The organism is Lacinutrix sp. MEBiC02404 (assembly GCF_053601575.1).
The window spans coordinates 193,576-219,058 of sequence record NZ_JBSHNV010000189.1 but is presented as its reverse complement, the minus strand read 5'-3'; the positions used below and the strand labels follow the sequence as shown (position 1 = coordinate 219,058).

At 34.0% G+C, this 25,483-nt stretch carries 22 protein-coding genes and 1 tRNA gene; 3 read left to right on the top strand and 20 right to left on the bottom strand.

The window, feature by feature from the left end; translation table 11 throughout:
* Positions 1-13 precede the first annotated feature (13 nt).
* Positions 14-676, top strand: coding sequence for a ribulose-phosphate 3-epimerase (rpe, locus tag ACVCXO_RS11820; protein ID WP_452229792.1), 663 nt, complete (start codon positions 14-16; stop codon positions 674-676).
* 24 nt (positions 677-700) lie between these two features.
* Here rpe and ACVCXO_RS11815 read toward each other — a convergent pair whose 3' ends face one another.
* From ACVCXO_RS11815 to mraZ, 20 genes are all read right to left on the bottom strand, one after another.
* A complete protein-coding gene (locus ACVCXO_RS11815) occupies positions 701-2,191 on the bottom strand; it encodes a BspA family leucine-rich repeat surface protein (protein ID WP_452229791.1) in 1,491 nt (496 codons plus the stop codon).
* 337 nt (positions 2,192-2,528) lie between these two features.
* Positions 2,529-3,413: a zinc-dependent peptidase gene (locus tag ACVCXO_RS11810; RefSeq protein WP_452229790.1), complete on the bottom strand. Its 885-nt coding sequence runs from the start codon at positions 3,411-3,413 to the stop codon at positions 2,529-2,531.
* A gap of 42 nt (positions 3,414-3,455) precedes the next feature.
* Positions 3,456-3,542 (bottom strand): contractile injection system tape measure protein, encoded by an 87-nt coding sequence (locus tag ACVCXO_RS11805; protein WP_452229857.1) that lies wholly within the window; start codon positions 3,540-3,542, stop codon positions 3,456-3,458.
* Between the two features lie 364 nt (positions 3,543-3,906).
* Positions 3,907-5,472, bottom strand: a complete 1,566-nt coding sequence (locus ACVCXO_RS11800; protein WP_452229789.1) for a phage tail sheath family protein — start codon at positions 5,470-5,472, stop codon at positions 3,907-3,909.
* A 26-nt stretch (positions 5,473-5,498) separates the two neighbouring features.
* Positions 5,499-6,212 (bottom strand): hypothetical protein, encoded by a 714-nt coding sequence (locus ACVCXO_RS11795; protein WP_452229788.1) that lies wholly within the window; start codon positions 6,210-6,212, stop codon positions 5,499-5,501.
* 806 nt (positions 6,213-7,018) lie between these two features.
* Positions 7,019-7,092, bottom strand: a tRNA-Arg gene (locus ACVCXO_RS11790).
* Positions 7,093-7,124: 32 nt separating this feature from the next.
* Positions 7,125-7,574, bottom strand: a complete 450-nt coding sequence (locus ACVCXO_RS11785; protein WP_452229787.1) for a GatB/YqeY domain-containing protein — start codon at positions 7,572-7,574, stop codon at positions 7,125-7,127.
* 163 nt (positions 7,575-7,737) lie between these two features.
* Positions 7,738-9,753: a cell division protein FtsZ gene (gene ftsZ / locus ACVCXO_RS11780; protein WP_452229786.1), complete on the bottom strand. Its 2,016-nt coding sequence runs from the start codon at positions 9,751-9,753 to the stop codon at positions 7,738-7,740.
* Positions 9,754-9,785: 32 nt separating this feature from the next.
* A complete protein-coding gene (gene ftsA, locus ACVCXO_RS11775; protein WP_452229785.1) occupies positions 9,786-11,108 on the bottom strand; it encodes a cell division protein FtsA in 1,323 nt (440 codons plus the stop codon).
* Between the two features lie 3 nt (positions 11,109-11,111).
* Positions 11,112-11,804, bottom strand: a complete 693-nt coding sequence (locus ACVCXO_RS11770; protein ID WP_452229784.1) for a cell division protein FtsQ/DivIB — start codon at positions 11,802-11,804, stop codon at positions 11,112-11,114.
* A 16-nt stretch (positions 11,805-11,820) separates the two neighbouring features.
* Positions 11,821-13,176: a UDP-N-acetylmuramate--L-alanine ligase gene (murC, locus tag ACVCXO_RS11765; protein WP_452229783.1), complete on the bottom strand. Its 1,356-nt coding sequence runs from the start codon at positions 13,174-13,176 to the stop codon at positions 11,821-11,823.
* 51 nt (positions 13,177-13,227) lie between these two features.
* A complete protein-coding gene (gene murG / locus ACVCXO_RS11760) occupies positions 13,228-14,322 on the bottom strand; it encodes an undecaprenyldiphospho-muramoylpentapeptide beta-N-acetylglucosaminyltransferase (RefSeq protein ID WP_452229782.1) in 1,095 nt (364 codons plus the stop codon).
* On the bottom strand, positions 14,322-15,515 hold the full coding sequence (locus ACVCXO_RS11755) for an FtsW/RodA/SpoVE family cell cycle protein (RefSeq protein ID WP_452229781.1): 1,194 nt from the start codon (positions 15,513-15,515) through the stop codon (positions 14,322-14,324). The genes murG and ACVCXO_RS11755 overlap by 1 nt, the downstream gene beginning before the upstream one ends.
* A 119-nt stretch (positions 15,516-15,634) precedes the next feature.
* On the bottom strand, positions 15,635-16,972 hold the full coding sequence (gene murD / locus ACVCXO_RS11750; protein WP_452229780.1) for a UDP-N-acetylmuramoyl-L-alanine--D-glutamate ligase: 1,338 nt from the start codon (positions 16,970-16,972) through the stop codon (positions 15,635-15,637).
* Between the two features lie 77 nt (positions 16,973-17,049).
* Entirely contained in the window at positions 17,050-18,291 is a 1,242-nt protein-coding gene (gene mraY / locus ACVCXO_RS11745) for a phospho-N-acetylmuramoyl-pentapeptide-transferase (RefSeq protein WP_452229779.1), read from the bottom strand.
* 68 nt (positions 18,292-18,359) lie between these two features.
* Positions 18,360-19,823 carry a UDP-N-acetylmuramoyl-L-alanyl-D-glutamate--2,6-diaminopimelate ligase gene (locus ACVCXO_RS11740; protein ID WP_452229778.1) on the bottom strand — a complete coding sequence of 488 codons (1,464 nt, stop codon included), beginning with the start codon at positions 19,821-19,823 and terminating at the stop codon, positions 18,360-18,362.
* On the bottom strand, positions 19,820-21,781 hold the full coding sequence (locus tag ACVCXO_RS11735) for a penicillin-binding protein (RefSeq protein WP_452229856.1): 1,962 nt from the start codon (positions 21,779-21,781) through the stop codon (positions 19,820-19,822). The genes ACVCXO_RS11740 and ACVCXO_RS11735 overlap by 4 nt, the downstream gene beginning before the upstream one ends.
* A 61-nt stretch (positions 21,782-21,842) precedes the next feature.
* Positions 21,843-22,163: an FtsL-like putative cell division protein gene (locus ACVCXO_RS11730; protein ID WP_452229777.1), complete on the bottom strand. Its 321-nt coding sequence runs from the start codon at positions 22,161-22,163 to the stop codon at positions 21,843-21,845.
* 134 nt (positions 22,164-22,297) lie between these two features.
* Complete coding sequence (gene rsmH / locus ACVCXO_RS11725) at positions 22,298-23,194, bottom strand: 16S rRNA (cytosine(1402)-N(4))-methyltransferase RsmH (protein ID WP_452229776.1); 897 nt, start codon at positions 23,192-23,194, stop codon at positions 22,298-22,300.
* Positions 23,181-23,651 carry a division/cell wall cluster transcriptional repressor MraZ gene (mraZ, locus tag ACVCXO_RS11720; protein ID WP_452229775.1) on the bottom strand — a complete coding sequence of 157 codons (471 nt, stop codon included), beginning with the start codon at positions 23,649-23,651 and terminating at the stop codon, positions 23,181-23,183. The genes rsmH and mraZ overlap by 14 nt, the downstream gene beginning before the upstream one ends.
* Before the next feature lie 295 nt (positions 23,652-23,946).
* Here mraZ and ACVCXO_RS11715 point away from each other — a divergent pair, with 295 nt between their 5' ends.
* Positions 23,947-24,711, top strand: a complete 765-nt coding sequence (locus tag ACVCXO_RS11715; protein WP_452229774.1) for an alpha/beta fold hydrolase — start codon at positions 23,947-23,949, stop codon at positions 24,709-24,711.
* A gap of 133 nt (positions 24,712-24,844) precedes the next feature.
* Positions 24,845-25,450: a ribosome biogenesis GTP-binding protein YihA/YsxC gene (gene yihA, locus ACVCXO_RS11710; RefSeq protein ID WP_452229773.1), complete on the top strand. Its 606-nt coding sequence runs from the start codon at positions 24,845-24,847 to the stop codon at positions 25,448-25,450.
* The last annotated feature ends 33 nt before the right edge of the window (positions 25,451-25,483 follow it).

The window sequence follows — 25,483 nt, the reverse complement described above, 5'->3', positions numbered from 1 at the left end:
AAAAACTAAGAAAATGTCTGACAAATTAATTGCTCCTTCTATGCTTGCCGCAGATTTTGGTAACTTACAACGCGATACAGAAATGGTTAATAATAGTGATGCCGATTGGTTTCATATTGACGTAATGGATGGTCATTTTGTACCAAACATATCTTACGGAATGCCAGTAATCGCCGCTATTAAAAAGCATGCAACAAAGCCGTTAGATGTGCATTTAATGATTGAAAAGCCAGAGCGTTATATTGAAGAATTCGCAAAAGTTGGTGCCGATATTATTACGGTGCATCACGAATCTACGGTGCATTTACACAGAACACTTACACAAATTGAAGATGCTGGTTGTAAAGCTGGTGTGGTTTTAAACTTAACGACTCCGGTATGTGTTTTAGAAGATATTTTACCGAAATGCTATATGGTTTTATTAATGTCTATTAATCCTGGTTTTGGTGGTCAGAAGTTTGAAGAAATCACCTATCAAAAAGTGAGAAAGCTTCGTAAAATGATAGACGAGCAAGGTTTAGATACTAGAATTGAAATTGATGGTGGTGTTACCGATAAAAACATAGAAAAACTAGTAGCCGCTGGAGCAGATGCTTTTGTAGCTGGAAGTCATGTTTTTAAAAGTGCGAATCCAACTGCTGCTATTGCTAATTTAAAGAAGCTTGCTAATTCATAAAAAAACAAAAAGCTTTTACTGCGTTTATTTAAAAACTAATTGCTTAGTAATTGAATTATTTCCGATGCTAAACTGCATTACATATATTCCAGGTTTTAAATGACTTAAATTTAATTCTTGTATTTCTAAATTCGCATCAAATTTATAAGAAACAACCACTTGCCCCAGTATATTAATAACTTTTAAATCTTCTGCTTTACCGTTTTTTAAATAGACCATACCTGAACTTGGATTTGGATATATTTTAATTGCACTAACATCCAAATCTTCCGTATTAAGTTTATCGCAATAGGCATCTAAACCTGCATCTGTAATGGTCCAACCAAAAGTACTTATCATATTGTCACGTGCATCTTCGCCTTTACAATATTTACTAAAACCGCCATCAAATTCCACATTATTTTGTAATGTTAATTGATTCCATCCTTGAAGCAAAGCATCGTAATTATCTAAAGAAAGGGTCGCGCCACTAAACATTAAAGACATTTCTGTAACATCGCTTACATCCCATGAACCCAGATCCTGATCGAAAGATATTGCATCACGAAACATAAGCCCCATTTGGGTTACACTGCTTACATCCCAAGTAGATAAATCCTGATTAAAAGATGTTGCGCCTCGAAACATAAGTCTCATTTGGTTAACATTGCCCACATTCCAAGCTGATAAATCTTGATTAAAAGATAAAGCATCATAAAACATCCAATTCATATCAGACACATTACTAACATCCCAGGTGGATACATCCTGATTAAAGGATGTTGCCTCACGAAACATCAAGCCCATATCTGATACAATACCAACATCCCAAGTGGATACATCCCCATTAAATGAGGATGCGTAATTAAACATAGAACCCATATGATAAACACTGCTCACATCCCAAGAGCTAAGGTCCTGATTGAAAGCAAAAGCTTCTTGAAACATGGCTGCCATAATAGTAACATTACTTACATCCCAAGAAGACAAATCTTGGTTAAAGGATGAAGCACCCCAGAACATATTTACCATATGAGTAACATTACTCACATCCCAAGAAGACACATCCTGATTAAAAATACTTGCACCTGCAAACATATGGTTCATATTAGTTACAGAAGACAAATCAGGAGCGTCAGTAGCATTAATAACAAGATTAGAACAGCCATTAAAGGCATATGCCATTGACTCCCATTCGATATCTCCCCATTGTTCTACGGAAAGTATTTTATTATTATCACTATCGTCATAAAAAAATATTCTTGGAAAAACACCACGAATGGCCACCGTAAAAGTACCTTCAATGCCATAATCATGAGTTATAGATCCTGTAACTCCAAGGTCATCAAAAACACCATCATTATCCCAATCTACATCATAATTACTCCCACTAATGACTGAAGGAATTGTTATGGATGTTGCATTAGAAATGCCAGTATTGTTGGTTTTCCAAGTAGTGATGAAATGGTTTTCTGATTGACTATAAAGAAATATGGGCAACAGAAAAAACAATAAAAACGAGAGTTTTGATTCCATAATACAATTTTTAAAAATTTGATTTCTAATTTTATATTAGGGAGAACTAAATTGGGAATACCATTGTAATGTATTGAAATTTAATGAATTACACAAGTAAATAATAAAATTTCAGCTTTTAACAACTTACAACAGGATACAGAAACAGCTAATAATGTGGATGCTGATTAGTTTCAAACAGATGACTATTAACCCTGATTTTAGTACTTAAATTTAAGTAGATGTTATATGAAAAACAAGTAAAATCTGGATTAAACCCTTTTATTTAAGGTAGTCCTATTTTTAAAAGTGCGAATCCAACTGCTGCTATTGCTAATTTAAAGAAGCTTGCTAATGCTTAATAACCAGGAAAGTTAAAATTTAGCATTTGTTTTACTTTGTCATAAATTTTAGGAAACTCCGATCGAAATTCGCTTGGGGTTTCTATGAAATTTTCTACTAAAACGGAAACAAACTCAAACTGGTTTTCAAAAGCATAGTCTCTAAAATAACCTGAAGTCGTCAGCTTTTGCTTTAACACCTCGTTTGTATCCACTAACTGTGTAAGTTCTTGAAAAGAATCTAAAAAAATTGCAGCACTAGTACTATAACTTCGCGATTTCAAAAACGAAAAATGCATGGCATGAATACATTCATGTACTCCTAAATTCATATTATCATCTTCAATATTATATCCCTTTACAAAATCTTCCCAAGAAAAAACTAAAGCATTGTAAGCCATATTAAATTCCCCTTTATGCATGTCTTTATTCATGGTAGAATAATATGCTTTATCATAAATAATCACTTTATCTATACACTCAATTTTATAATCTCTATACCCAAAAGTAAGCTTTGCAGCGGTAGCAGAAATTAAAACTTGCATGCTATTGGTTATTTTGGATTCTTTCCCAATAAATTCCCAGTTTTCTATATAGTAATTAAGTCGATGCTCGAAGTTCTTTTTTTCTAAAAGGCTTAACCGTTTATAAAAATCAAATTCTTTTTGCAGAATAGCTTTATGTTCTATAGCAAGTTTATTCCTTTTCAAGTAAACATGTGTAAAGAATTGTTTCTTTTTAAAATACGTTACGCGTACCTTTTCTAAAAAGGTAAAAGTCCCTCGAACCGTCATAATGATTGTTAACACCACTGTAAACACGATTAATATAACGGTCAGTATTATAATTGCTAGTGGTGGCGTTTCATAATCGGTTTGATTAAGTAAAAGGGATCTAATCATAAAGTTTTAGTAGGCTTGCTTTATCTAATGTATGGAAACTATTTAATAGCCCCAATTTACACGTAATGGTTTTAACATCCAAGGCAATTTAATTATTGAGAAGGAAAAAGGTGCTTTAGACAGTAAAATATCATAAGCTATTTTTCGACAGTTAACACAAAGTTATCCGATGTTTCAGAAAGAATGCCTTCTCGCAGCATCCAATTACCTCTAAATCCAGATATATACCTTTAACTAATTGCAGGCCAATAATCCATAGCAACTTTGAGTAATCCTTCTATAAGTTCTTTTTAATCTAGAGACAAATCCATTTATGGCGCACTACATATGCTTCTTTGGCAATTTCTAAAGCATGAACAAAATATATTTCTGGTATCTTGATACCATCGGTTTTAAAGGAAAAGAAAAAAGGCCCTTCACTTGGCTATTAGATGTTGCTCCAAAATTACTTCCATCGTCTGCCATATTATTTCTTTTTTATAATTTAAATCTATTAGGTTTGACTTGTTATTTCTTGTGACATTCGAATAACAATAAATTCCGAAGGACGAACTACAGCAACACCTATTTCAACTATCATATTACTTTCTAATATATCGTCTGCAGTCATTGTTTCTCCCAAACCACAACGCACAAAAAACGAGTTATCAGGCATGCTTCCTTGTAATCCTCCCTTTTTCCAAATGGAATATAAAAAGCTACTTACACTATTGTTTACAGCATCCCAAGTATTTCTTTCGTTTCGTTCAAAAGCAAAAGATTGTATGGTAGCCCCACAAGATTGTTCTATAAAAATGAGTGTCCGTCGTACCGAAATATATCGCGACTCCCTACTATTACCATCTAAGGTTCGTGCTCCCCAAATTAGAATCCCGATTCCTGGAAAAAGACGAATGGCGTTAATTGATTTACCAGAAATAGCGTCTACATTTAAACCTTCCTGTTCTTGACTAGTAAGTCTAATAGGTAAAGAAACAGCGCCAACTATAGAAGTATTTGCAGGCGCTTTCCAAACGCCTTCTTGATTATCTGTTTTAGTAATAACGCCAGCCATCGCGCCACTTGGTGGAAGTACATTAACATCTAACAATACCTTTTGGATAATGGATGTGTATAAAGTGCTTCCGTTTAATAATGCTTTATGAAATTCTGAAAGAGTATACTTTGCGTCGTCTAGACATTTGATCTTTTTAAAAATTTCAGCAACATCTTTATTTGGTTTTTCCGAAGGATTTAAAAGCGCTTCTAATGCATCCAAATTGCCACCAAATAAATTCGTAAAATCTAAATCATCTTCCTGCATAATAACAGTTCCTATAAAAGGATAATAAGCGCAACCAAAAGATAATCCTCTAGCTCCAGTATTATTCCGAAAGTTATCAATATCATCCGTATATAATATTGGATCTGGATTAGTTCCTCCAATAACATCAAAAATGCTAATTGCTGTGCGCATTTCAGAATTTTGAAATAACATAGATTGCATGAGTGCTCCATTATTTACAACGGAAAGCAAAGTAGCTTCCGGACAAATATACATAGTCGGTTCTGTTTCATTTTTCAACAAAGCAATCCCATTTTGCAAGTCGTCTAATTGCACATTAGGATTCACCAATACATCTCCTGGTCGCAATGGATCATTAGAAGGTTCACCATAGCTACCAACAGAAACAATGTACGCATCACCCCCTCCATTTTGATAAAACAACTGGATACTATTATACATATAATAAATAGTGTTAGGGTCTGGAACTACAGCATAGAAATCATTACCAATTTGCATAAAACTCCCTCTTTCCGGATTTCTAGCTTGTTTTATTAAATAATAGTGCGGATTATATTGTTTTTTAGAATCGGTATCTGGAAAGCAAAAAATGGCCTGAAAGTCGGCAAAGGAAGAAATTTTGATTGGCACATTTATATGCGACTCTCCTTCAAAGATAGCCTGTGGCGTATAACCAACAAATGCAGGAATAGCCGTTGCTACTGGAACTACAGAATTTGGAACCCCATTTAACTCTTCTATATATACTCCGGGTGTTTTATATTTTGCTGCCATACGTTTCTATTTTATTTGTGTTACGTTTATAGATATATATACATTGGTGATAACACCTTATGGTCTCGATTTTCGTTATTTGTTATAGTAAATCTACCATCAGGAATTGGTAATTCCATATTAAGATTTTTATTTAAAGCGCTTGCCGTAGTTCGAATACCAAACAATTGGAATTTATATTTTGGTACTTCGCTTAATTTTAAAGGTTGCGGTGTGATAAAACGAACTGCTACTTTATTATTTGGTAAAGTGACTTGTTCTGGTCCTTCAAAAAAATTAGAAAAACTGCCATCCACATATAGATTAGAGAAACGATCTAGTTTACTTTGAACGATATCATATTGCCAAAAAGTTGCTCTAGCTTTTAAAGCAATCAAAAAAGTAGTTGCTCCAGAAGGGTTTTCCAAAATATCGTGAAAATAGATTTTTACTTCACCTAATAAATTATGAGAAACGGTAGTATTTATTTTAGGATTTAATAATGTAACATTAGTATCTAACCTGTTTTCTGAAGCATTACTTTCATATACATAAGTTCCAATAAAGTCGGTAGGAATATCTGAATAGTTATAAAAGTTCGGATTTGAAACTTGAATATTAAAATCAAAGAAATGGTTAGAAGTTGTACTTTCCAAATGGCTTAAAAATACTTCGGTTGATACTTCTGAATTTACATATATGTTGTAAGCACTTTGTATATTCTGAATTTGAATATCAAATCGTTTTTTTAATTCTTCCATAATTAATCCTAGGGTTAAAGAAATACTTCCATCTATTAAGTCACTAAAATAATCGTGGGTTATTTTAATACGGAATATTTTTTTTACGAAACTACGCTCATCATCGAATTTTATTAAAAAAATTTCTAGTTAAAGATTAATTTCTAAAGAATAGAATGCAACAAACGACATGGTTTAAAATTAGTGCTAGACTTGTTCTAATTTTAAACGGTAGGTTTTCCATTTTTAGAAAATAATACCAATAAAAATCTAAGACAGTATAAAAATACCATCTTGCTATTCGTTGTTTTTATTCCACTTAACAGAATAAACGCGGAAGTTTTAGGGAGAACTTAAATGTACAAAAATATTTGACACTAAGTAAGTTAGGTGAAAAATAAGTTGAAAACGGATAGATTATTCGGAAAAATTAATACTCCGAGATTATTAAAAAAAAACAATATTTAAAATCTTTGAAAAGTAAGTTTGATTTGACTTTAAAAAGAGGGTTAACTCGCTGCAATCGTTTCTCCTTATAAAGGGCCGCTTTGAAAAAAGAAAAGTTGCATTTAAAAATTCAAGCGCGCTTGATTTGACGTAATTAAAAAGAGGATTAACTCGCTGCACTCGCTTTTCCCTATAAAGCTCTGCTTTGAAAAAAGAAAAGTTGCATTTAAAAATTCAAGCGCGCTTGATTTGAGGTAATTAAAAAGAGGATTAACTCGCTGCACTCGCTTTTCCCTATAAAGCTCCGCTTTGAAAAAGAAAAAGCTGTACTTACAAATTCAAACGAGTTTGATTTGACGCACAGCTTTTTCTTTTATTCGTGACCTCGAAGGGATTCGAACCCCCAACCATCAGAGCCGAAATCTGATATTCTATCCAGTTGAACTACGAGGCCATCAAATTCCTAGAAGGAATCTTATTATTTATTTAAGACAATTTAGCCTTTACAATAGTAGAAATGGTTTTACCATCTGCTTGGCCTGCAAGTTTTTGGTTTACCATTCCCATAACTTTTCCCATATCCTTCATACCTGCTGCTCCTGTTGCTGCAATAGTTTCTACTACCACTTTCTCAATTTCTGCTTCGTCCAGTTGCGCTGGCAAAAACTGACTAATTACTGCCGCTTGTGCTATTTCTGGCTCTGCTAAATCTTCTCTGTTTTGTTCCGAAAAAATAGCAGCACTATCTTTACGTTGCTTTACTAATTTAGATAATATTTTTATTTCTTGATCTTCTGTAATTTCTTCTTTAGATCCAGTTTCTGTTTGTGCTAAAAGTATTTCAGATTTTACTGCTCTTAAAGCAGCTAATGCTGTTTGGTCTTTAGATTTCATTGCAGCTTTCATAGCTGTCATGATACTTTCTTGTAAGCTCATAATCTTATTTGTTTTGAATTGCGAAGATATAAAAAAGTGAGCAGTTGATAGTACTCCATAAGCAACCTAAATTTAGAAAATATAAGAAATGATTAAAATAAAAAACCCGAAAAACCTTTGGGTGAGTTTTTCGGGTTAGTTGAAGTTAAACACTAAACTTAACTTAGTCTACATTATCGTGTAAAAACGAATTATTACTTCTTAAAAGCATATCATCATTATCATCTGTACTTATAGAAGTACCAGAAATACTAGTTCTTTGTGATGAATGTTGCACATCTTGCAAATCTACACCTTGGCGCTTATACGCGGGAATCTTCTCTATATCATCAATTTTTGAAGTATTGAATTTATAATTAAAGTCCTTCATTTTACGTCTGCGTTCTTCTGCTCTTTCTTTTAACATGTCTGAAATCGGACTGTTCATTGGGTCAATTTCTTCCACTTGCTCTTCAACAACATTGTTTTTCACCACTTTCTTTTCGAAAACAATTTCTTGATCCAAGACCTTATCTACCACTTCTACAACTGGCTCTTTTTTCTTTGGTTCGCTTGTAGCTTCAAATTCTAAATAATCATCTAAAGCATAACGAATTTCGCCATCTTTATTTGTTTCTGTAACATTTACAAGCTCTATAAAGTCATTCACAGGCAATGCCTTAATCTCTTCTGCATTTAGATTATGAACTACTTTTTCTTCCTGTACAACTTCTTTAACTTCTTCTTTAACCTCTTGAATTTCTTGTGCAATAGGCGCAAGAGGCTCACTTAATGGCATATCAAAAGTTAGCGTGATTTGTTGCTCCTCTTCAAAATCATTAGCAGCTTCAGCTACCGGAGTGGCGTTAGTGATTACAAAATCTTCTTCTTGTAAAGTTTCTTCTACATGTGCATCCTTCGTTGCAAGTACTTCATCATAAACCACATTCATGTTTTTGATGATTTCTGAAGTTGGAATTAAATTTAATGGTTTAGCACCTACTTTTCTTCTTGTTTCAAAAGCATCTTCCAATTCATTTAAATCTAAAGTGTGCTTTACAATTACTGGTTCTACCTTTTTTTGTAACTCAATATTTGGAGTTATAATTGCTGGACTTTTATCTTTTTTAGATAAATCTTTATCCGAAGTTTGCTCTTCTTCCAAAGAGTGAATAACCTTTTTTGTTTCGGTATTTGAAATTTCATCTTGTTGTTCAATATCAAAACCCGTAGCAATAATGGTTACAGCAATAGACTCATCTAAAGAATCATCTTCACCAACTCCCATAATTATATTTGCTCCATGACCAGCTTCATTTTGAATATGATCATTGATTTCTCCTATCTCATCGATAGTAATTTCTTGTGCTCCAGAAACGATTAGCAACAATACGTTTTTGGCACCTATAATTTTATTATCGTTTAATAATGGGGAATCTAAAGCTTTACGAATGGCATCATGTGCACGATTTTGCCCAGAAGAACTAGCAGAACCCATAATAGCTGTTCCACTGCTACTTAATACCGTTTTAGCATCACGTAAATCAATATTTTGTGTATAGTGATGTGTAATCACTTCTGCAATACCACGTGCTGCAGTCGATAATACTTCATCGGCTTTGGAGAATCCTGCTTTAAAACCAAGATTACCATAAACATCACGAAGTTTATTATTGTTTATTACGATTAATGAATCTACTACGTTTCGTAGTTTCTCAATACCATTTTGCGCTTGTTCGTTACGCATTTTTCCTTCAAATTGAAAAGGCATAGTAACAATTCCAACTGTTAAAATATCTAAGTCTTTAGCCATTTTAGCAATAATCGGGGCTGCTCCTGTTCCTGTTCCTCCACCCATTCCTGCGGTAATGAAGATCATTTTGGTATTGGTATCTAACATACGTTGTAGATCCTCAAAACTCTCTATAGCAGATTGCTCTCCTACATCTGGATTTGCTCCTGCACCTAAACCTTCGGTAAGGTTAAGACCTAATTGAATTTTGTTGGGTACACCACTATTTTGAAGTGCTTGCGCATCTGTATTACAGATTACGAAGTCTACTCCTTTAATACCTTGTTGAAACATGTGATTGATAGCATTACTACCACCACCACCTACTCCAATAACTTTAATCACATTGGATTGATTTTTTGGTAAATCGAATGCTATATTGGTTTCGAATTCTTTGTTGCTGCTCATGAATTTCGGTTTTATTTTCTTACTTAATTACTTTACTCTGCGTTATCTAAAAAATCTTTTACTTTCTCGGTCAGTTTATCTAAAAACGTCCGTCTCTCTTTTACTACTTGTTTTACTTCCGTTTCTTCTTTTGTCTCTTCTGTTTCATCGACTAGAAAATCGGACTCCTCCACAATAACTTCGGCTTTTTTTCTTTCATTTCTTTTTAAGCCATCCATTACTAAACCTACAGCTGTAGCAAACAATGGACTTGTAATCTCATCATCACTATCTCCTGCAAGATGCTCATTAGGAAACCCTATTCTAGTGTCCATTCCTGTTATGTACTCTACTAATTGTTTTAAATGCTTTAATTGTGCACCACCACCTGTTAAAACAATTCCTGCAATAAGTTTCTTTTTTTGCTCTTCGTGACCATAATTTTTAATCTCTACATACACTTGCTCCACAATTTCTACTACGCGAGCATGAATAATTTTAGAGAGATTTTTTAATGTGATCTCTTTTGGTTCTCTGCCTCTTAATCCTGGAATAGAAACAATTTCATTGTCTTTATTTTCTCCTGGCCATGCAGAACCGAATTTTATTTTTAAAAGTTCGGCTTGCTTTTCTATAATAGAACAGCCTTCTTTTATGTCTTCTGTTATTACATTTCCTCCAAAAGGAATTACAGCAGTATGTCTTATAATACCATCTCTAAAAATGGCTAAATCTGTTGTTCCTCCTCCAATATCTATAAGTGCAACTCCTGCTTCTTTTTCTTCTTGACTTAATACAGCATTAGAAGACGCTAAAGGTTCTAGTGTAACTCCTTCCAGATTTAATCCAGCACTTTGTATGCACCTTCCCACATTTCGGATAGAAGAAACTTGTCCAACTACCACATGAAAATTAGCTTCCAATCTTCCGCCATACATTCCTACTGGTTCTTTTATTTCGGCTTGACCATCTACTTTATATTCCTGTGGTAAAACATGAATAATTTCTTCACCAGGAAGCATTACTAACTTATGCACTTGATTAATTAATCGGTCAATATCTTCTTCATCTATAACCAATTCAGAATTTGATCTCGTAATATAATCGCTATGCTGTAAGCTTCTTATATGCTGCCCAGCAATACCAACGGTTACTCCTTCAATTTTCATTCCTGCCGCAGTTTCTGCTTCTTGCACTGCTAATTGAATGGATTGAATGGTTTGCGTAATATTATTTACCACACCGCGATGTACACCAAGGCTTTTAGATTTACCAATACCTAAAATTTCTACCTTACCATATTCATTTTTACGACCAATCATAGCCACAATCTTTGTGGTTCCAATATCTAATCCTACTGCTATATTATTCTCCATAGTTTACGTTTTGGTGCACACTACTTGGTTATCAAACTGTAAATTAACTTTACTGTAACTATTAAGTGTTTTTTCTTTTAACGCTTTTTGATAAAATACCTTTAGGTTATTTATCTTTTTATCTAATTGATTTAAATCCCCTAAATGCACTATAAAAGTGGATTGTCTCAATTTTAAATAAACACTATTGTCTTCATTTTGATGAATCTCAATCACGTATTTATTTAAAAAGGCATCGCTATTTACCTTTTTTGCTATTTTAAACACATTATCCAATGCATCTTTTTTCACTAAACCGGTTACCAAAGGCACTCTTGCTGCATGATTAGAAGACAAAGGCATATAACTTCCTTGGTCATCTATATAATACGACGAATTAGTACTAACTCTAGCTATAGGTTTTTTTTGTTTCACTTCTGCTTTAAGTTCCCCATTTACAGAAAGATACACTTCGGCAGATTTGATCATTGGATTAGAATTCAGGGCAGATTCTAATTTGTTCAAATCTAAAATTTCTTTAGACGCCTTTGCACCAGATTGTTGATTTTGTATTAACAACTTACTAACATTAGCCTGCGTAATAAACAGGTTATTATCGCCTAAAAATTGTACTTGAGGTTGAGACACATCTCTAACCTTATTTTTTGTTGCCGAAAAAGCATACAAAAACACTACTAACACTAGTAGTACAAACATTTTTATATAGTTCCAGTTAACTTTCACCAAGCAACGCTTTTTTAATATGTTTCACTTCTGCTCCAATATCACCAGCACCAATAGTTAAAATTATTTGTGCTGTACTTTCTTTTATTTTTGCAACTAACTCATTTTTAGCAACAAGTTGTTTGTTTTCATTTTTAATTTTTTCTAATAACCAATTAGAAGTAACGCCTTCTATTGGCAGCTCTCTTGCTGGATAAATATCTAACAATAATACTTCATCAAACTGCGACAAACTTTCAGCAAAATCATCTACAAAATCTTTGGTTCTAGAAAATAAGTGCGGTTGAAATATTGCCAACACTTTCTTATTTGGGTACATTTCTCGAACGGCTTGATACACTGCATTAATTTCTTCTGGATGATGTGCATAGTCATCTATAAACACCAATTCTTCCGTTTTAATTTGGTACGTAAATCTGCGTTTCACACCTTTATAAGATGCTAAAGCTTTGGCGAGCTGCTGGTGAGGGCAACCATATTCTACAGCCATCGCCAAGGCTACTAACGCATTCGACAAATTATGTCTACCAGGCAGGTTAAATTGAACTCTTTCTAGTGTTGCATTTGGCATTTTCACATCAAATACATACGCACCATTTTCTATTTTTATATTTTTTACGGAATAATCGGAATCGTCTTCCATTCCGTAGGTAATTCCTTTTAGCGGTAAACCATTTTTAACAAACAGCTTTCCGTTAGGTTTTATTTTTTCTGAAAAATCTTTGAATGTTTTTATTAATTCGGAAGCATCTCCATAAATATCTAGATGATCTGCATCCATAGATGTTATGCACGCTAAATCTGGAGACAAAGTTAAGAAGGATCTATCAAATTCATCTGCTTCTACCACAGAAACTTTGTTTCCATTTAAGATTAAATTAGAATTATAATTTTCACTAATTCCGCCTAAAAAAGCGGTTAATTCTACATTACATTCGTATAACAAATGCCCTAAAATACTTGTCGTTGTAGTTTTACCATGCGTTCCAGCAACAGCTAAACAAAACGTATTTTCTGTAATTAGGCCTAAAATTTCAGATCTTTTTAAAACGGTAAAATTTCTGTCGTTTTTAAAATAAGCAAGCTCTCTATTATCTTTTGGTACCGCTGGAGTATAAACAACCAACGTGGTATCATAATTTAAAAAAGCATCTTCTACTTGCGCTATAGAATCTTCAAAATGAACCTGAATACCTAAATCTTCCAAACTATCTGTAATTTCCGTTTGGGTTTTATCATAACCTGCCACGTTTTTATTGCTCGCCTTAAAGTATCGCGCAAGCGCACTCATGCCAATGCCACCAATGCCAATAAAATAGATGTTATGTATGTTGTTTAAGTTCATTCTTTTTAAATAAGGTCGCGATTGCGATCGACCAAACATTTTCTTTTTAGTTTAATGTTTCAGAAGCTTTTCCACTTCGTCTACTATTTCTTTAGTAGCATTTACTAATGCTAGCTTTTTTATATTTGCTCCTAGCTCTTTTTGTTTCTCTGGTGAAGCCATTAATTGCGTAAATTTATTTTCAAAATCTACTACCAAATCACTTTCATTAATTAACATCGCTGCATTTTCATTTACAACAGCCATCGCATTTTTAGTTTGATGATCTTCGGCCACATTTGGTGACGGAATAAAAATTACTGGTTTACCAACAATACACAATTCACTAACAGAACCTGCTCCTGCTCTAGAAATAATAATATCTGCTGCAGCATACGCCAAATCCATGTTATTTATAAATTGATGCAGCTGCACTTGCTTTTCATTACCATCAATTTTATACGTTTTATAATACAGTTTTCCACATTGCCAGATCACTTGCATGTTCAACGTATTAAAATAATCTAGTTCTTCCCTTATCAGCTCATTTATGCGTCTTGCACCTAAACTACCACCAATAACCAAAAGGGTTTTCTTTCCCTCTACTAGATTAAAATATTTTTTAGCCTCGGCTACTTTAGAATCTATATCTAATAAATCTTGGCGAACAGGATTTCCTGTTTTAATCATTTTTTCTTTCGGAAAAAAGCGTTCTAAACCATCATAAGCAACACAAATTTTCTGCACCTTTTTAGATAACAGTTTGTTTGTAATTCCCGGATACGAATTTTGCTCTTGTATTAAAGTAGGCACGCCGTTTACAGTTGCCATTTGTAATAATGGTCCGCTTGCAAATCCACCTGTACCAATAGCGATATCTGGTTTAAACTGTTTTATTATTTTCCTTGCATTATATAAACTACTTAATAATTTAAACGGAAACAATAGGTTTTTTAATGTAAGCTTACGCTGAATACCTGAAATCCAAAGTCCTTTGATTGCAAAACCAGCTTGCGGTACTTTTTCCATTTCCATTCTGTCTTTTGCACCAACAAACAGAAACTCCGCATCTGGAAAACGAGATTTTAACTCGTTAGCAATGGCAATTGCAGGATAAATATGTCCTCCAGTTCCTCCTCCAGATAATATGATTTTATGTTTCTTCATTAAATTGCTTCGCTTAAAACCTCTAACGGATTATCTTCACTATTCTCTTTATTCTTATCTTCTTCTCTCTTTGCACTTACACTCAATACAATACCAATTGCAAGACAAGTCATCCAAATAGATGTTCCTCCACTACTCACTAATGGTAAAGTTTGCCCCGTTACCGGAAACAACTCTACAGCAACGGCCATATTTATTAATGCTTGAAAAACGATTGGTAAACCAACACCAAGCACCAAGAGTTTACCAAAAATGGTATCGGATTTCTGCGCTACAATTACAATTCTAAACAGCAACCACATGTATAATATCATGAGTAAAAAGCCACCTATTAAACCATATTCTTCTACTATAATTGCATAAATAAAATCGGATGATGATTGAGGTAAAAAGTTTTTCTGAATACTTTTTCCTGGACCAACACCCTGAATTCCTCCAGAGGCAATTGCTGTTTTTGCATGTTCTATTTGATAGTCTGCTTCTGTATTATCATCATTAGAGAAACTATCAATCCTACTCATCCAAGTATCAATTCTATTTGGCATCGCATCAGGAAACGCTTTTGCAACCAAAACAAAGAGCACCAATGCGAAAATACCAGAACCGATAATCACCGCTAAATAGCGTAAAGGATACCCCCCTAAAAACACCAACATAACGACCATAACAAACATAATTGCAGCGGTTGAAAAATTTGCTGGAAGGATTAGTATTAGTATCAGAAATACAGGTATCCAAAGCGGTAAAATAGTTTCGACAAAAGTAATTTCTTTTTCTTGAATTTTAGACATATATCTTGCTACATATACCATAAGTACGACTGCTGCAAGAGTAGATGTTTGAAACGACATGTTTACTATTGGGATTTGAATCCAACGACTAGCATTGGCTCCTTCAATAGTAGTTCCTTGTAGCATTGTAACAACCAATAATACTAGTACTACAGGAATTAAAACCATCGATAAACCTCTAAAGTATCGATACGGAATTTTATGCACGCCATACATTATAGCAAAACCTAAAAACAAATGCATAAAGTGCTTAATAAAAAAAGAAAAAGTATTACCTGTACCACCAACGTAAGCTAAATTGCTTGCTGCGCTGTACACAGGTAAGAATGAAAAAATAGCCAATAGCGCTGCTATTGCCCAAATTAATCTATCTCCTTTTATGTTATTAAATATTTCTTGCATTCCTTATTCCTGCGTAGGCAGACATCTCTTTTTAAATTTATTACGCTCTTCTTTTTATCCACGAATTTCATTTCGCTTCACGCATTACTTTTATAGATTCCTGCCTTCGCAGGAATTTATTATAAACTTCGTACTGCTTCTTTAAATTGTCTTCCTCTGTCTTCGTAGTTTTCAAACAAATCAAAACTTGCACAAGCTGGAGACAACAATACATTATCACCAGATTCAGCAACTTTATAAGCAATCTTTATAGCTTCGCTCATAAATTGCGTTTCCACAATAATATCTACCATGCCACCAAAAGTGCGCATCAACTTTTCATTATCTACACCTAAGCAAATAATTGCTTTTACTTTTTCGTTTACAAAAGAGAATAATTCATTGTAATTATTTCCTTTATCTACGCCTCCAACAATCCAAACCGTTGGTGCATCCATACTTTCTAACGCGTAGTATGTTGCATTTACATTTGTTGCTTTAGAATCGTTTATATATTGCACTTTGTTAATTTTTAACACATGCTCCAAACGATGCTCTACTCCTTGAAAATTCTCCAGACTTTCACGAATCGTTTGCTTTCTTATTTTTAATAAATGCGCTACTGTCGATGCAGCCATTGCATTCTTAACATTGTGCTTACCTTCTAATGCTATTTTGCTTGTTGGCATAATTATTTGGTTGTTATCTATTGTTATTATTATATTTTCTTTTTCTAAATACGCGCCATTCTCAATTTTCTTTACTAAAGAAAATGGCAATAATGTGGATTGTACTGGATGCGTTTTCAACCAATCTGTGATTACCTCATCGTCTGCATCATAAATCAGATAATCTTCTTTTGTCTGATTTTTAGCAATACTAAATTTGGAAGCGATATAGTTTTCAAATTGATAATTATATCTATCCAAATGGTCTGGAGTAATGTTGGTTATTACAGCAATTTGCGGTTTAAAATCTACTATACCATCTAACTGAAAACTACTAATCTCTAAGACATAGTTTTCATAATCTTTTTCTAAAACTTGCTTTGCAAAACTGTCTCCAATATTACCTGCCAAACCAACGTTTAACTCTTGTTTTAAAATATGATCTGTTAGTGTAGCCGTTGTAGTTTTACCATTACTTCCTGTGATACCAACTAGTGTTGCATTGGTATATTTGGAAGCAAATTCAATTTCTGAAATAACAGGAATACCCTTCTGAATTAACTGCTGCACTATAGCAACTTTTTCAGGAATCCCTGGGCTTTTCATTACCACATCTGCATTAAGAATTTTTGATTCTGTATGCTTCTGCTCTTCCCATTCCACTTCATTATGTATAAGAACTTCTTTATATTTATCTTTAATTAATCCCTTATCGGAAACAAAAACCTGATAGTCTTTTGCCTTTGCTAAAAGCGCTGTCCCCACACCACTTTCTCCTGCTCCTAATATGACTAATCTCTTTTTTTTCATTATTTGTCATTCTGCGCTACGACGCAGAATCTGCTTTTGTTAATATGGATTCCGCATTCAGCGCGGAATAACAAAAACTATCTAATTTTTAGTGTTACAATAGATACAATTGCTAATAAGATTCCGATAATCCAGAATCTGGTAACAATTTTACTTTCGTGATATCCCGATTTTTGATAGTGATGATGTAGAGGCGACATTTTAAAAATGCGTCGTCCTTCACCATATTTTTTCTTGGTGTATTTAAACCAACTTACCTGCATTACTACAGAGAGATTTTCTGCTAAAAATATTCCGCATAAAACGGGGATTAACCATTCTTTTCTAACGGCAATTGCAATTACAGCAATAATTCCGCCAATAGTTAAACTTCCAGTATCTCCCATAAACACTTGTGCTGGATAGGCATTGTACCATAAAAAACCAATTAACGCTCCAACAAATGCAGCGATATAAATAGTAATTTCCTCTATTCTTGGTATGTACATAATATTCAGATAATCTGAAAACACAATATGTCCAGACACAAAGGCAAAAATCCCGAGGGTTAGTACAATTATAGCTGAAGTTCCTGCTGCTAGTCCGTCAATTCCATCGGTAAGATTTGCACCATTAGAAACGGCTGTGATAATAAAAATAGAAGCAAGGATAAAAATAATCCAAGCATATTTTCCCCATTCTGGATTTATCCATGTAATTAAATCGGCATAATCAAACTCATTTCCTTTTACAAAAGGGATTGTTGTTTTAGTGGATTGCTCTTCTGCTGCAAAAAACTTTCCTGGTAAAGCATTTGGGTTTTCCGCTAAAATCTCTTGTTGTTGCGCTACAGGAAGTTTCTCTTTAATAGTCACATTAGGACTAAAGTATAAAGTAGCACCTACAATAATACCCAAACCAACTTGACCTAAAATTTTAAATCTTCCTTTTAAACCTTCTTTATCGTTTTTAAATTTTTTGATATAATCATCAATAAAACCAATAGTTCCCATCCATAACGTGGTAACAATTAATAAAATAATGTATGTATTTTCTAGCTTTGCAAGTAGTAAGACTGGAATTAACGTAGCAAGAATGATAATAATTCCTCCCATAGTTGGTGTTCCTGCTTTTTCTGCTTGCCCTTCTAAACCTAAATCTCTAATCGTTTCTCCTACCTGTTGTTTTTGTAGAAAACGAATAATGCGTTTACCAAATATGGTAGAAAACAATAGAGATATTAGTATAGCCACAGCTGCTCTAAAGGTTATAAACCCAAAAAGTGAAGCTCCTGGAAACTGGTAATGTTTTTCTAAATATTCAAATAGGTAATACAGCATTTATACTATTTTTTATTATTTTTTTTATTATTTTTTATGGATTCCTGCCTTCGCAGGAATGACAAGATTTATTTTTGCAATTGTTTTAAAAACTCTTGCACGGTTTTATAATCATCAAAATCATGACGTTTACCATGAACTTCCTGATACGTTTCATGTCCTTTCCCAGCTATTAATATAATATCGTTTGCTTTTGCTAGCTGACATGCTGTTTTGATAGCTTGTTTTCTATCTGCAATCGACATGGTTTTTTTAAAGTTTACAGGATCCACTCCTGCTTCTATTTCTTCTATAATAGTTTCTGGAACTTCACTTCTAGGATTATCGCTTGTAAAAATCACTTTAGTACTTAAAGCAGAAGCTATATTTCCCATTTTAGGTCTTTTAGTTTTATCTCTATCGCCTCCACAACCAACAACCGTTATCAGTTCTTCGTTTTTTGTACGAATACTATTTATGGTTTCTAACACGTTTTGCAAAGCATCCGGAGTGTGCGCATAATCTACAATTGCCGTGATCTTTTCTTCTGAAATTAAGTACTGAAATCTTCCGCTTACACTTTCCAATTCACTTATTAAACGAAGGATTTCACCTTTTTCTAATCCTAATAATTCCGCAGTACCATAAATTGCCAATACGTTATAAGCGTTAAATTTTCCGATAAGTTTTGTCCAAACTTCAGCATCTTCCACCTTAAGCAACAAACCACTAAACTGATTCTCTAAAATTTGCGCTCTATAATCCGCATAACTTTTTAAAGCATACGTATATTTTCTAGCTGCCGTATTTTGAAGCATCACCATTCCATTTTTATCATCCACATTCACAAGTGCAAATGCTTCCGACGGAAGATTATCAAAAAAGGATTTTTTCACATCGCGATATTCCGCAAACGTGTCATGATAATCTAAATGATCGTGGGATAGGTTCGTAAAAATTCCGCCTTCAAAATAAAGCGCCTCTGTTCTATTTTGATGAATTCCATGCGAGCTCACTTCCATAAAGCAAAACTCAACGCCTTCATCATTCATTTCTTTTAAATAGCGATTGATCGTTAAAGAATCTGGCGTTGTATGTGTTGCCTTATATTCTTTAGTATCCACCATCACTTTTACTGTGGAAAGCAAACCAACCTTGTAACCAGCATTTTTAAACAACTGATACAAAAGGGTTGCTATAGTAGTTTTTCCGTTCGTTCCCGTAACACCAACAAGCTTTAAATTTTTAGAAGGAGAACCATAATAATTATTCGCCATAATTGCCAATGCCTTTGTTGCGTCTTCCACTTGCACATAAGTCACTTTAGCATTCAGATTGTGTGGCATTTTTTCACAAACAACAACCATTGCTCCTTGCTTTATCGCAATATCAATATAGTCATGACCATCTACAAGAGAACCTTTAATAGCAACAAAGACATCATTAATAGCAATTTTACGTGAATCGAAATCTATGTTTCGTATGTACACGTTTGTGCTACCAACAACCGCATTGATATTTACCTTATATAATATGTCTTTAAAATCTATCACGATGCTTCTAAAACTATAGTTTGTTTCTTTTTAAGTTTGGTGTTTTTATCTACCGATTGTTTTTTAACAATACCAGAACCTGATATTTTTACTTGCACATCTACATCCATATTTTCCAATAAGGAAATAGCATCCATTGCAGGCAAACCGATAACACTCGGCATAATTGTTTTATAGGTTTGCGCCGTATTATAATACCCTTGGTATTCCTTATCTACCGAAGCATTTTGCACCTCTAAAGATTCTACCTCATCTACAATTGGCGTATCTGTAAATATTTTTTGCGCAATACGCTTAAATACAGGCCCCGTTACATCTGCTCCATAATAGCCGACTTTTGTACTTGGTTTATGAATAACTACGATGCAAGAATATTTAGGGTTTTCCGCTGGAAAATATCCTGCAAAAGAAGAAATGTATTTAGGATTCCTCTTCCACTCTTCATTATTAGCATAATCTGTTCTTGCCGTTCCTGTTTTTCCAGCCATGGAGAAAGTTTCAGAATACAACTTCTTTCCTGTTCCTCTAACCACAATATTTTTTAGAATATCTTTCATTTGAGCAAGTGTTTCCGCAGAACAAATCTCATCCACGATCACTTCTTTGTCAAAGACTTCAATCTCTCTATCAAATTCTTTTACCGCTTTTAAAAACCTAGGCTTTATCAATTCGCCATCATTAGCAATAGCATTATAAAAAGCTAAAGTCTGCAATGGCGTTAATTGCATATTATAACCGTAAGCCATAGATGGCAATGCATTTCTACTCCAAATAGCATCTCCTGGTCTTGGTATTACAGGATTACCTTCGCCAATAATAGAAATACCCAGTGGCTGATCTAATTTCCATTTTCGTAACCTTTTAAGAAATTTCTCTGGATTTTCGGAATAGTTATCATCCACAATAGTAGCCAAACCAATATTTGAAGAAACCTCTAAAGCCCTTGCTGCCGAAATTTTACCAAAACCACCACGATGCGAATCGCTAATCGTTCTTCCGTAAAATCGTTTTCTTCCATTTCCTGTATCTACAACCGTAGATGTATCTATAACTTTATCTTCTAAAGCAGCCATTAAAGCCATCACCTTAAATGTAGATCCAGGTTCATGAGACTCCCCAACAGCATAGTTTAGTTTTTCGTAATAATTACCTTTACTTGTTCTACCAAGATTAGAAATCGCTCGAATTTCCCCTGTTTTCACTTCCATTACAACCACACAACCATGTTCTGCTTCGTAATACTCTAATTGTTTTAAAAGGGCATGATGTGCAATATCCTGAATATTTACATCTATTGTTGTGTACACATCATAACCATCTTTAGCTTCTACTTGGTCATAATCTACAATAGGCTTCCATTGTCCTTTTCCTATTTTTTGCTTTAAACGCAAACCATCTGTGCCACGTAAATATTTCACTCCAAAAGCACCATCAATTCCTGGTCTAGTAACATTTCCATCCTCATCTGTACGCTCATAACCAATGGTACGCTCTGCAATTCCTCCCATTGGATGCTCGCGTTTTGTAGTTTGCTCTACAATAAGACCACCTTTAAAAGCACCAAGTTTTAACATTGGGAAATTGCGAAACTTAATATAATCGGAATACCCAATATTTCTAGCCAATAAGTAATATCTATTTCTATTTGCTCTTGCTTTACGGAGTTCTTTTTGATAATACGAAGCTGGCTTTCCTGAATATTTTGAAAGTGCCAGACTCAAAGGTTTTAAATTTTCTTCAAAGGTTTTAGCGGAAGGCGTAATAGCGTCGATTCTTATATCGTACTTAGGCACAGACGTTGCTAATAAATTTCCGTTTACAGAATAAACATTTCCTCTGTTTGCAAGAATTGGCACGGGCTTAATTGTTCTACTTTGCGCTAATGCTTTATACTTGTCCCCTTGCACAAACTGGATAGTCAAAAGTTTAAACACAACTGCTAGAGCGAAGATGAACATACATCCTGCTATGAAATACAATCGGTTTAATATGTTCTTTTCGCTTGCTGCCAAAATGGAACTATTCTTTTTGTGATTTAACTTTTATTTTTTTTGGTGGAACTTCTGATATAGCAATTCCTTTCCCTGCCATTTCTCCTTCTAAAAACGACTCTTTTTTAAGCTTCATGAGTCTTCCCCTGCCATCTATCATAGCAGAACGAAGCTCTTTAACATGATTATTTAGTTTTGCAATTTCATGTACTTTTTTATCTGCACTATGCGAACTCGCAATCATCACTATAGCCAAACCAGAAATAAATAGAATCATTTTCCAGTTTTTAAAGGCATCATCGCTAACGAGAAACCTTCCTTTTAATATGCTATAGATATTTTTTTTCATCTTCGGTTTCCGCGAAAGCGGTAATCCATCTGTTTAAGTTATTTCTTTTCTATTGAGACCTCTCGTTTTGCTTTACAATGTGCTTTCCACGAAAACACATTTCCATCGCAACCAACGCGAGGGGCGATACTTATTTATACTTTTTTAGCAATACGAAGTTTAGCGCTTCTTGCTCTATTGTTTATTTTTACCTCTTCTCTACTTGGCACTATTAAACCACCAACTTTTTTAAGAGGCACTTCAAAGTTTCCAAACATATCGCGTTCTGGCTCCCCTTCAAACAAACCATTTCTAATAAAACGCTTTACCAATCTATCTTCTAAAGAGTGATACGATATAAAGCTCAAACGACCATTAAGCTTCAAAACCTCTGGCATTTGCAATAAAAACTCTTTTAAAGCTTCAATTTCCTGATTCACCTCAATACGAATAGCTTGATAAATCTGCGCTAAAACCTTGTTTTCTTTTTTATGCTGTAAAAAGCTTTTTAATACTTTTTTTAATTGATCACTAGTTATGATTGGCGACTCTTTTCTTTGCTCTACAATTTCTTTAGCCATTGCCGGAGCTTGCCTTAATTCGCCATATTGCAAAAGCACTTGCTTCAATCGCTCTTCTTCATAATCGTTAACTACATGATATGCAGAAATTTCGCTTTTCTGATTCATACGCATATCTAAATCCGCTTCAAATCTGGTTGAAAAACCACGCTCTGCAACATCAAATTGATGTGATGAAACTCCGAAATCCGCCAAAACACCATCTACTTCCTTCACACCATAAAACCTTAAAAAGCGCTTCATGTGTCTAAAATTCTCATGAATTAACGTAAAACGAGCATCATCAATAGTATTTTCAAGCGCATCTGGATCTTGATCAAAAGCATACAACTTTCCGTTTACTCCAAGTCTTTTTAATATTTCTTTACTGTGTCCTCCACCTCCAAAAGTGACATCCACATAAACACCATCTTCAACAATGTTTAAACCGTCCACGGTTTCTTTCAATAAAACTGGGTTATGATATTCCATTTTCTTCATCGTCTTGTCCCATTACCTCTTCTGCTAAATCTGCAAAATCTACAGCTGCATCATCAATGGTTTGTTCATATTTATCTTTATCCCAAATCTCCACAATATTAATTGCTGAAGAAACCACTATGTTTTTTGCTATATCTGCAAAAGCCACCAGGTCTTTAGAAATCAATAATCGTCCTGTCGCATCTACCTCAATTATTTTAACTCCTGCGGTAAATCGTCTTATAAAATCATTATTCTTCTTTTTAAAACGATTAAGTTTATTCATTTTAGTCATCAAAGCCTCCCATTCACTCATTGGATACAACTCTAAACAAGGCTGAAAAACTGCTCGTTTAAGCACAAATCCATTTTGCAACACCGGAGACAACTGCTTTTTAAGCGCAGCAGGAAGCATAAGCCTTCCTTTTGCGTCTACCTTGCATTCGTATGTTCCTATTAATGAGTTCACTGTAACTTTTACGTGTTAAAACGATTAAGAGTCAAATATATTGAAAATTCTACCACTATTTACCACTATTTACCACATTGTTAATAAATTTTCGACCAAACGAAGCATTATTTCGATTACAAAAACAATTAAAGCCCAAGAACCACTAACTAACAGCGGGTTAACTTGTGGGTAAAAAACTTAAAAACGATTGTTAACATCTCATTTAAGAAACTCTTTCAGTGTTTTTATTTAAGTTGTTATAATTTGAATGAATTAACTATATTTGTTTTTCATAGAAATGATTAACTAATTCATGATGCATCGCTTAAAAAAAGAGAAGGATTACAGCTACATTGAGATAGGAGAAGGTAATCCTATAATTGTACTTCATGGACTTATGGGAGGATTAAGCAACTTTGAAGCGGTTACTAAGCATTTTAGCAAAAAAGGATACAAGGTTATTATTCCTGAGTTGCCAATTTACAGCATGTCTTTACTAAAAACGAATGTAAAAACTTTTGCAAAATATTTACATGACTTTATTGAATACAAAGGCTTAGATAATGTGATTTTATTAGGGAATTCGTTAGGTGGACATATTGGTTTATATCATACAAAACTGTATCCTGAAAAAGTTAAAGCGCTTGTAATTACAGGAAGTTCTGGTTTATACGAAAGTGCCATGGGCGGAGGCTACACCAAACGTAGCGATTACGAGGTAATAAAAAAGAAAGCACAAGATGTTTTTTATGACCCTGCTGTAGCAACCAAAGAAATTGTGGATGAAGTTTACGATACGGTAAACGACAGAAACAAACTTATTAAAACATTAGCAATTGCAAAGAGTGCGATAAGACATAATATGGCTAGTGATTTACCACAAATGAAAGTACCTACTTGTATTATTTGGGGAAAAAACGATACTGTTACTCCTCCAGAAGTTGCTGATGAATTTAATGCTTTGTTACCGGATTCTGATTTATTCTGGATCGACAAATGCGGTCATGCTGCCATGATGGAACATCCAGAAACCTTCAACCAAATTCTTAATGATTGGTTAGAGGACAGAAAGTTCTAAAGCAAATTAGCGTATATATAAAGACCCTTATTCTTTTACCATAACTATTTTGGTAACTTACATGGATGTCTTTACCTTTGAGCTTTTAGTATTAATTTAATGAGACTTCCGTTTTCACGGAAATGCTATCGCCATGAAAATAAAATCTGCAGAATTTGTATTGAGTAACTCTGATGTTGCAAAATGCCCAACCAAAAACATTCCGGAATACGCTTTTATTGGTAGAAGTAATGTAGGTAAGTCTTCGCTTATCAACATGCTTACTAGCAGAAAAAGCCTTGCAAAAACTTCTGGTAGACCAGGAAAAACGCAGCTTATAAATCATTTTTTAATTAATGAAGAATGGTACTTAGTAGATTTACCAGGTTATGGTTATGCTCGTGTTTCTAAATCTGCAAAAAAGACTTTTCAGAAATTTATAACACAGTATTTTGCTTTACGCGAACAGCTAGTTACTGGTTTTGTTTTAGTAGATATTAGACACAAACCACAACCAATAGATTTAGATTTCATGAAATGGTTGGGAGAAAATGGCATTCCGTTTTCTATTATTTTCACAAAAGCGGATAAACTTAAACCTAAGGCTATAGAAAACCATGTAGAAGATTACAAGAAAATTCTTTTAGAAACTTGGGAAGAAGTGCCTAACTACTTTATTACTTCTTCATCTAAAGATGTTGGTAAAGAGGAAGTTTTGGAGTATATAGATTCTTTGAATGCGAACATGGAGCTGGATTGAAGTTGAAGTTGAAGTTGAAGTTGAAGTTGAAGT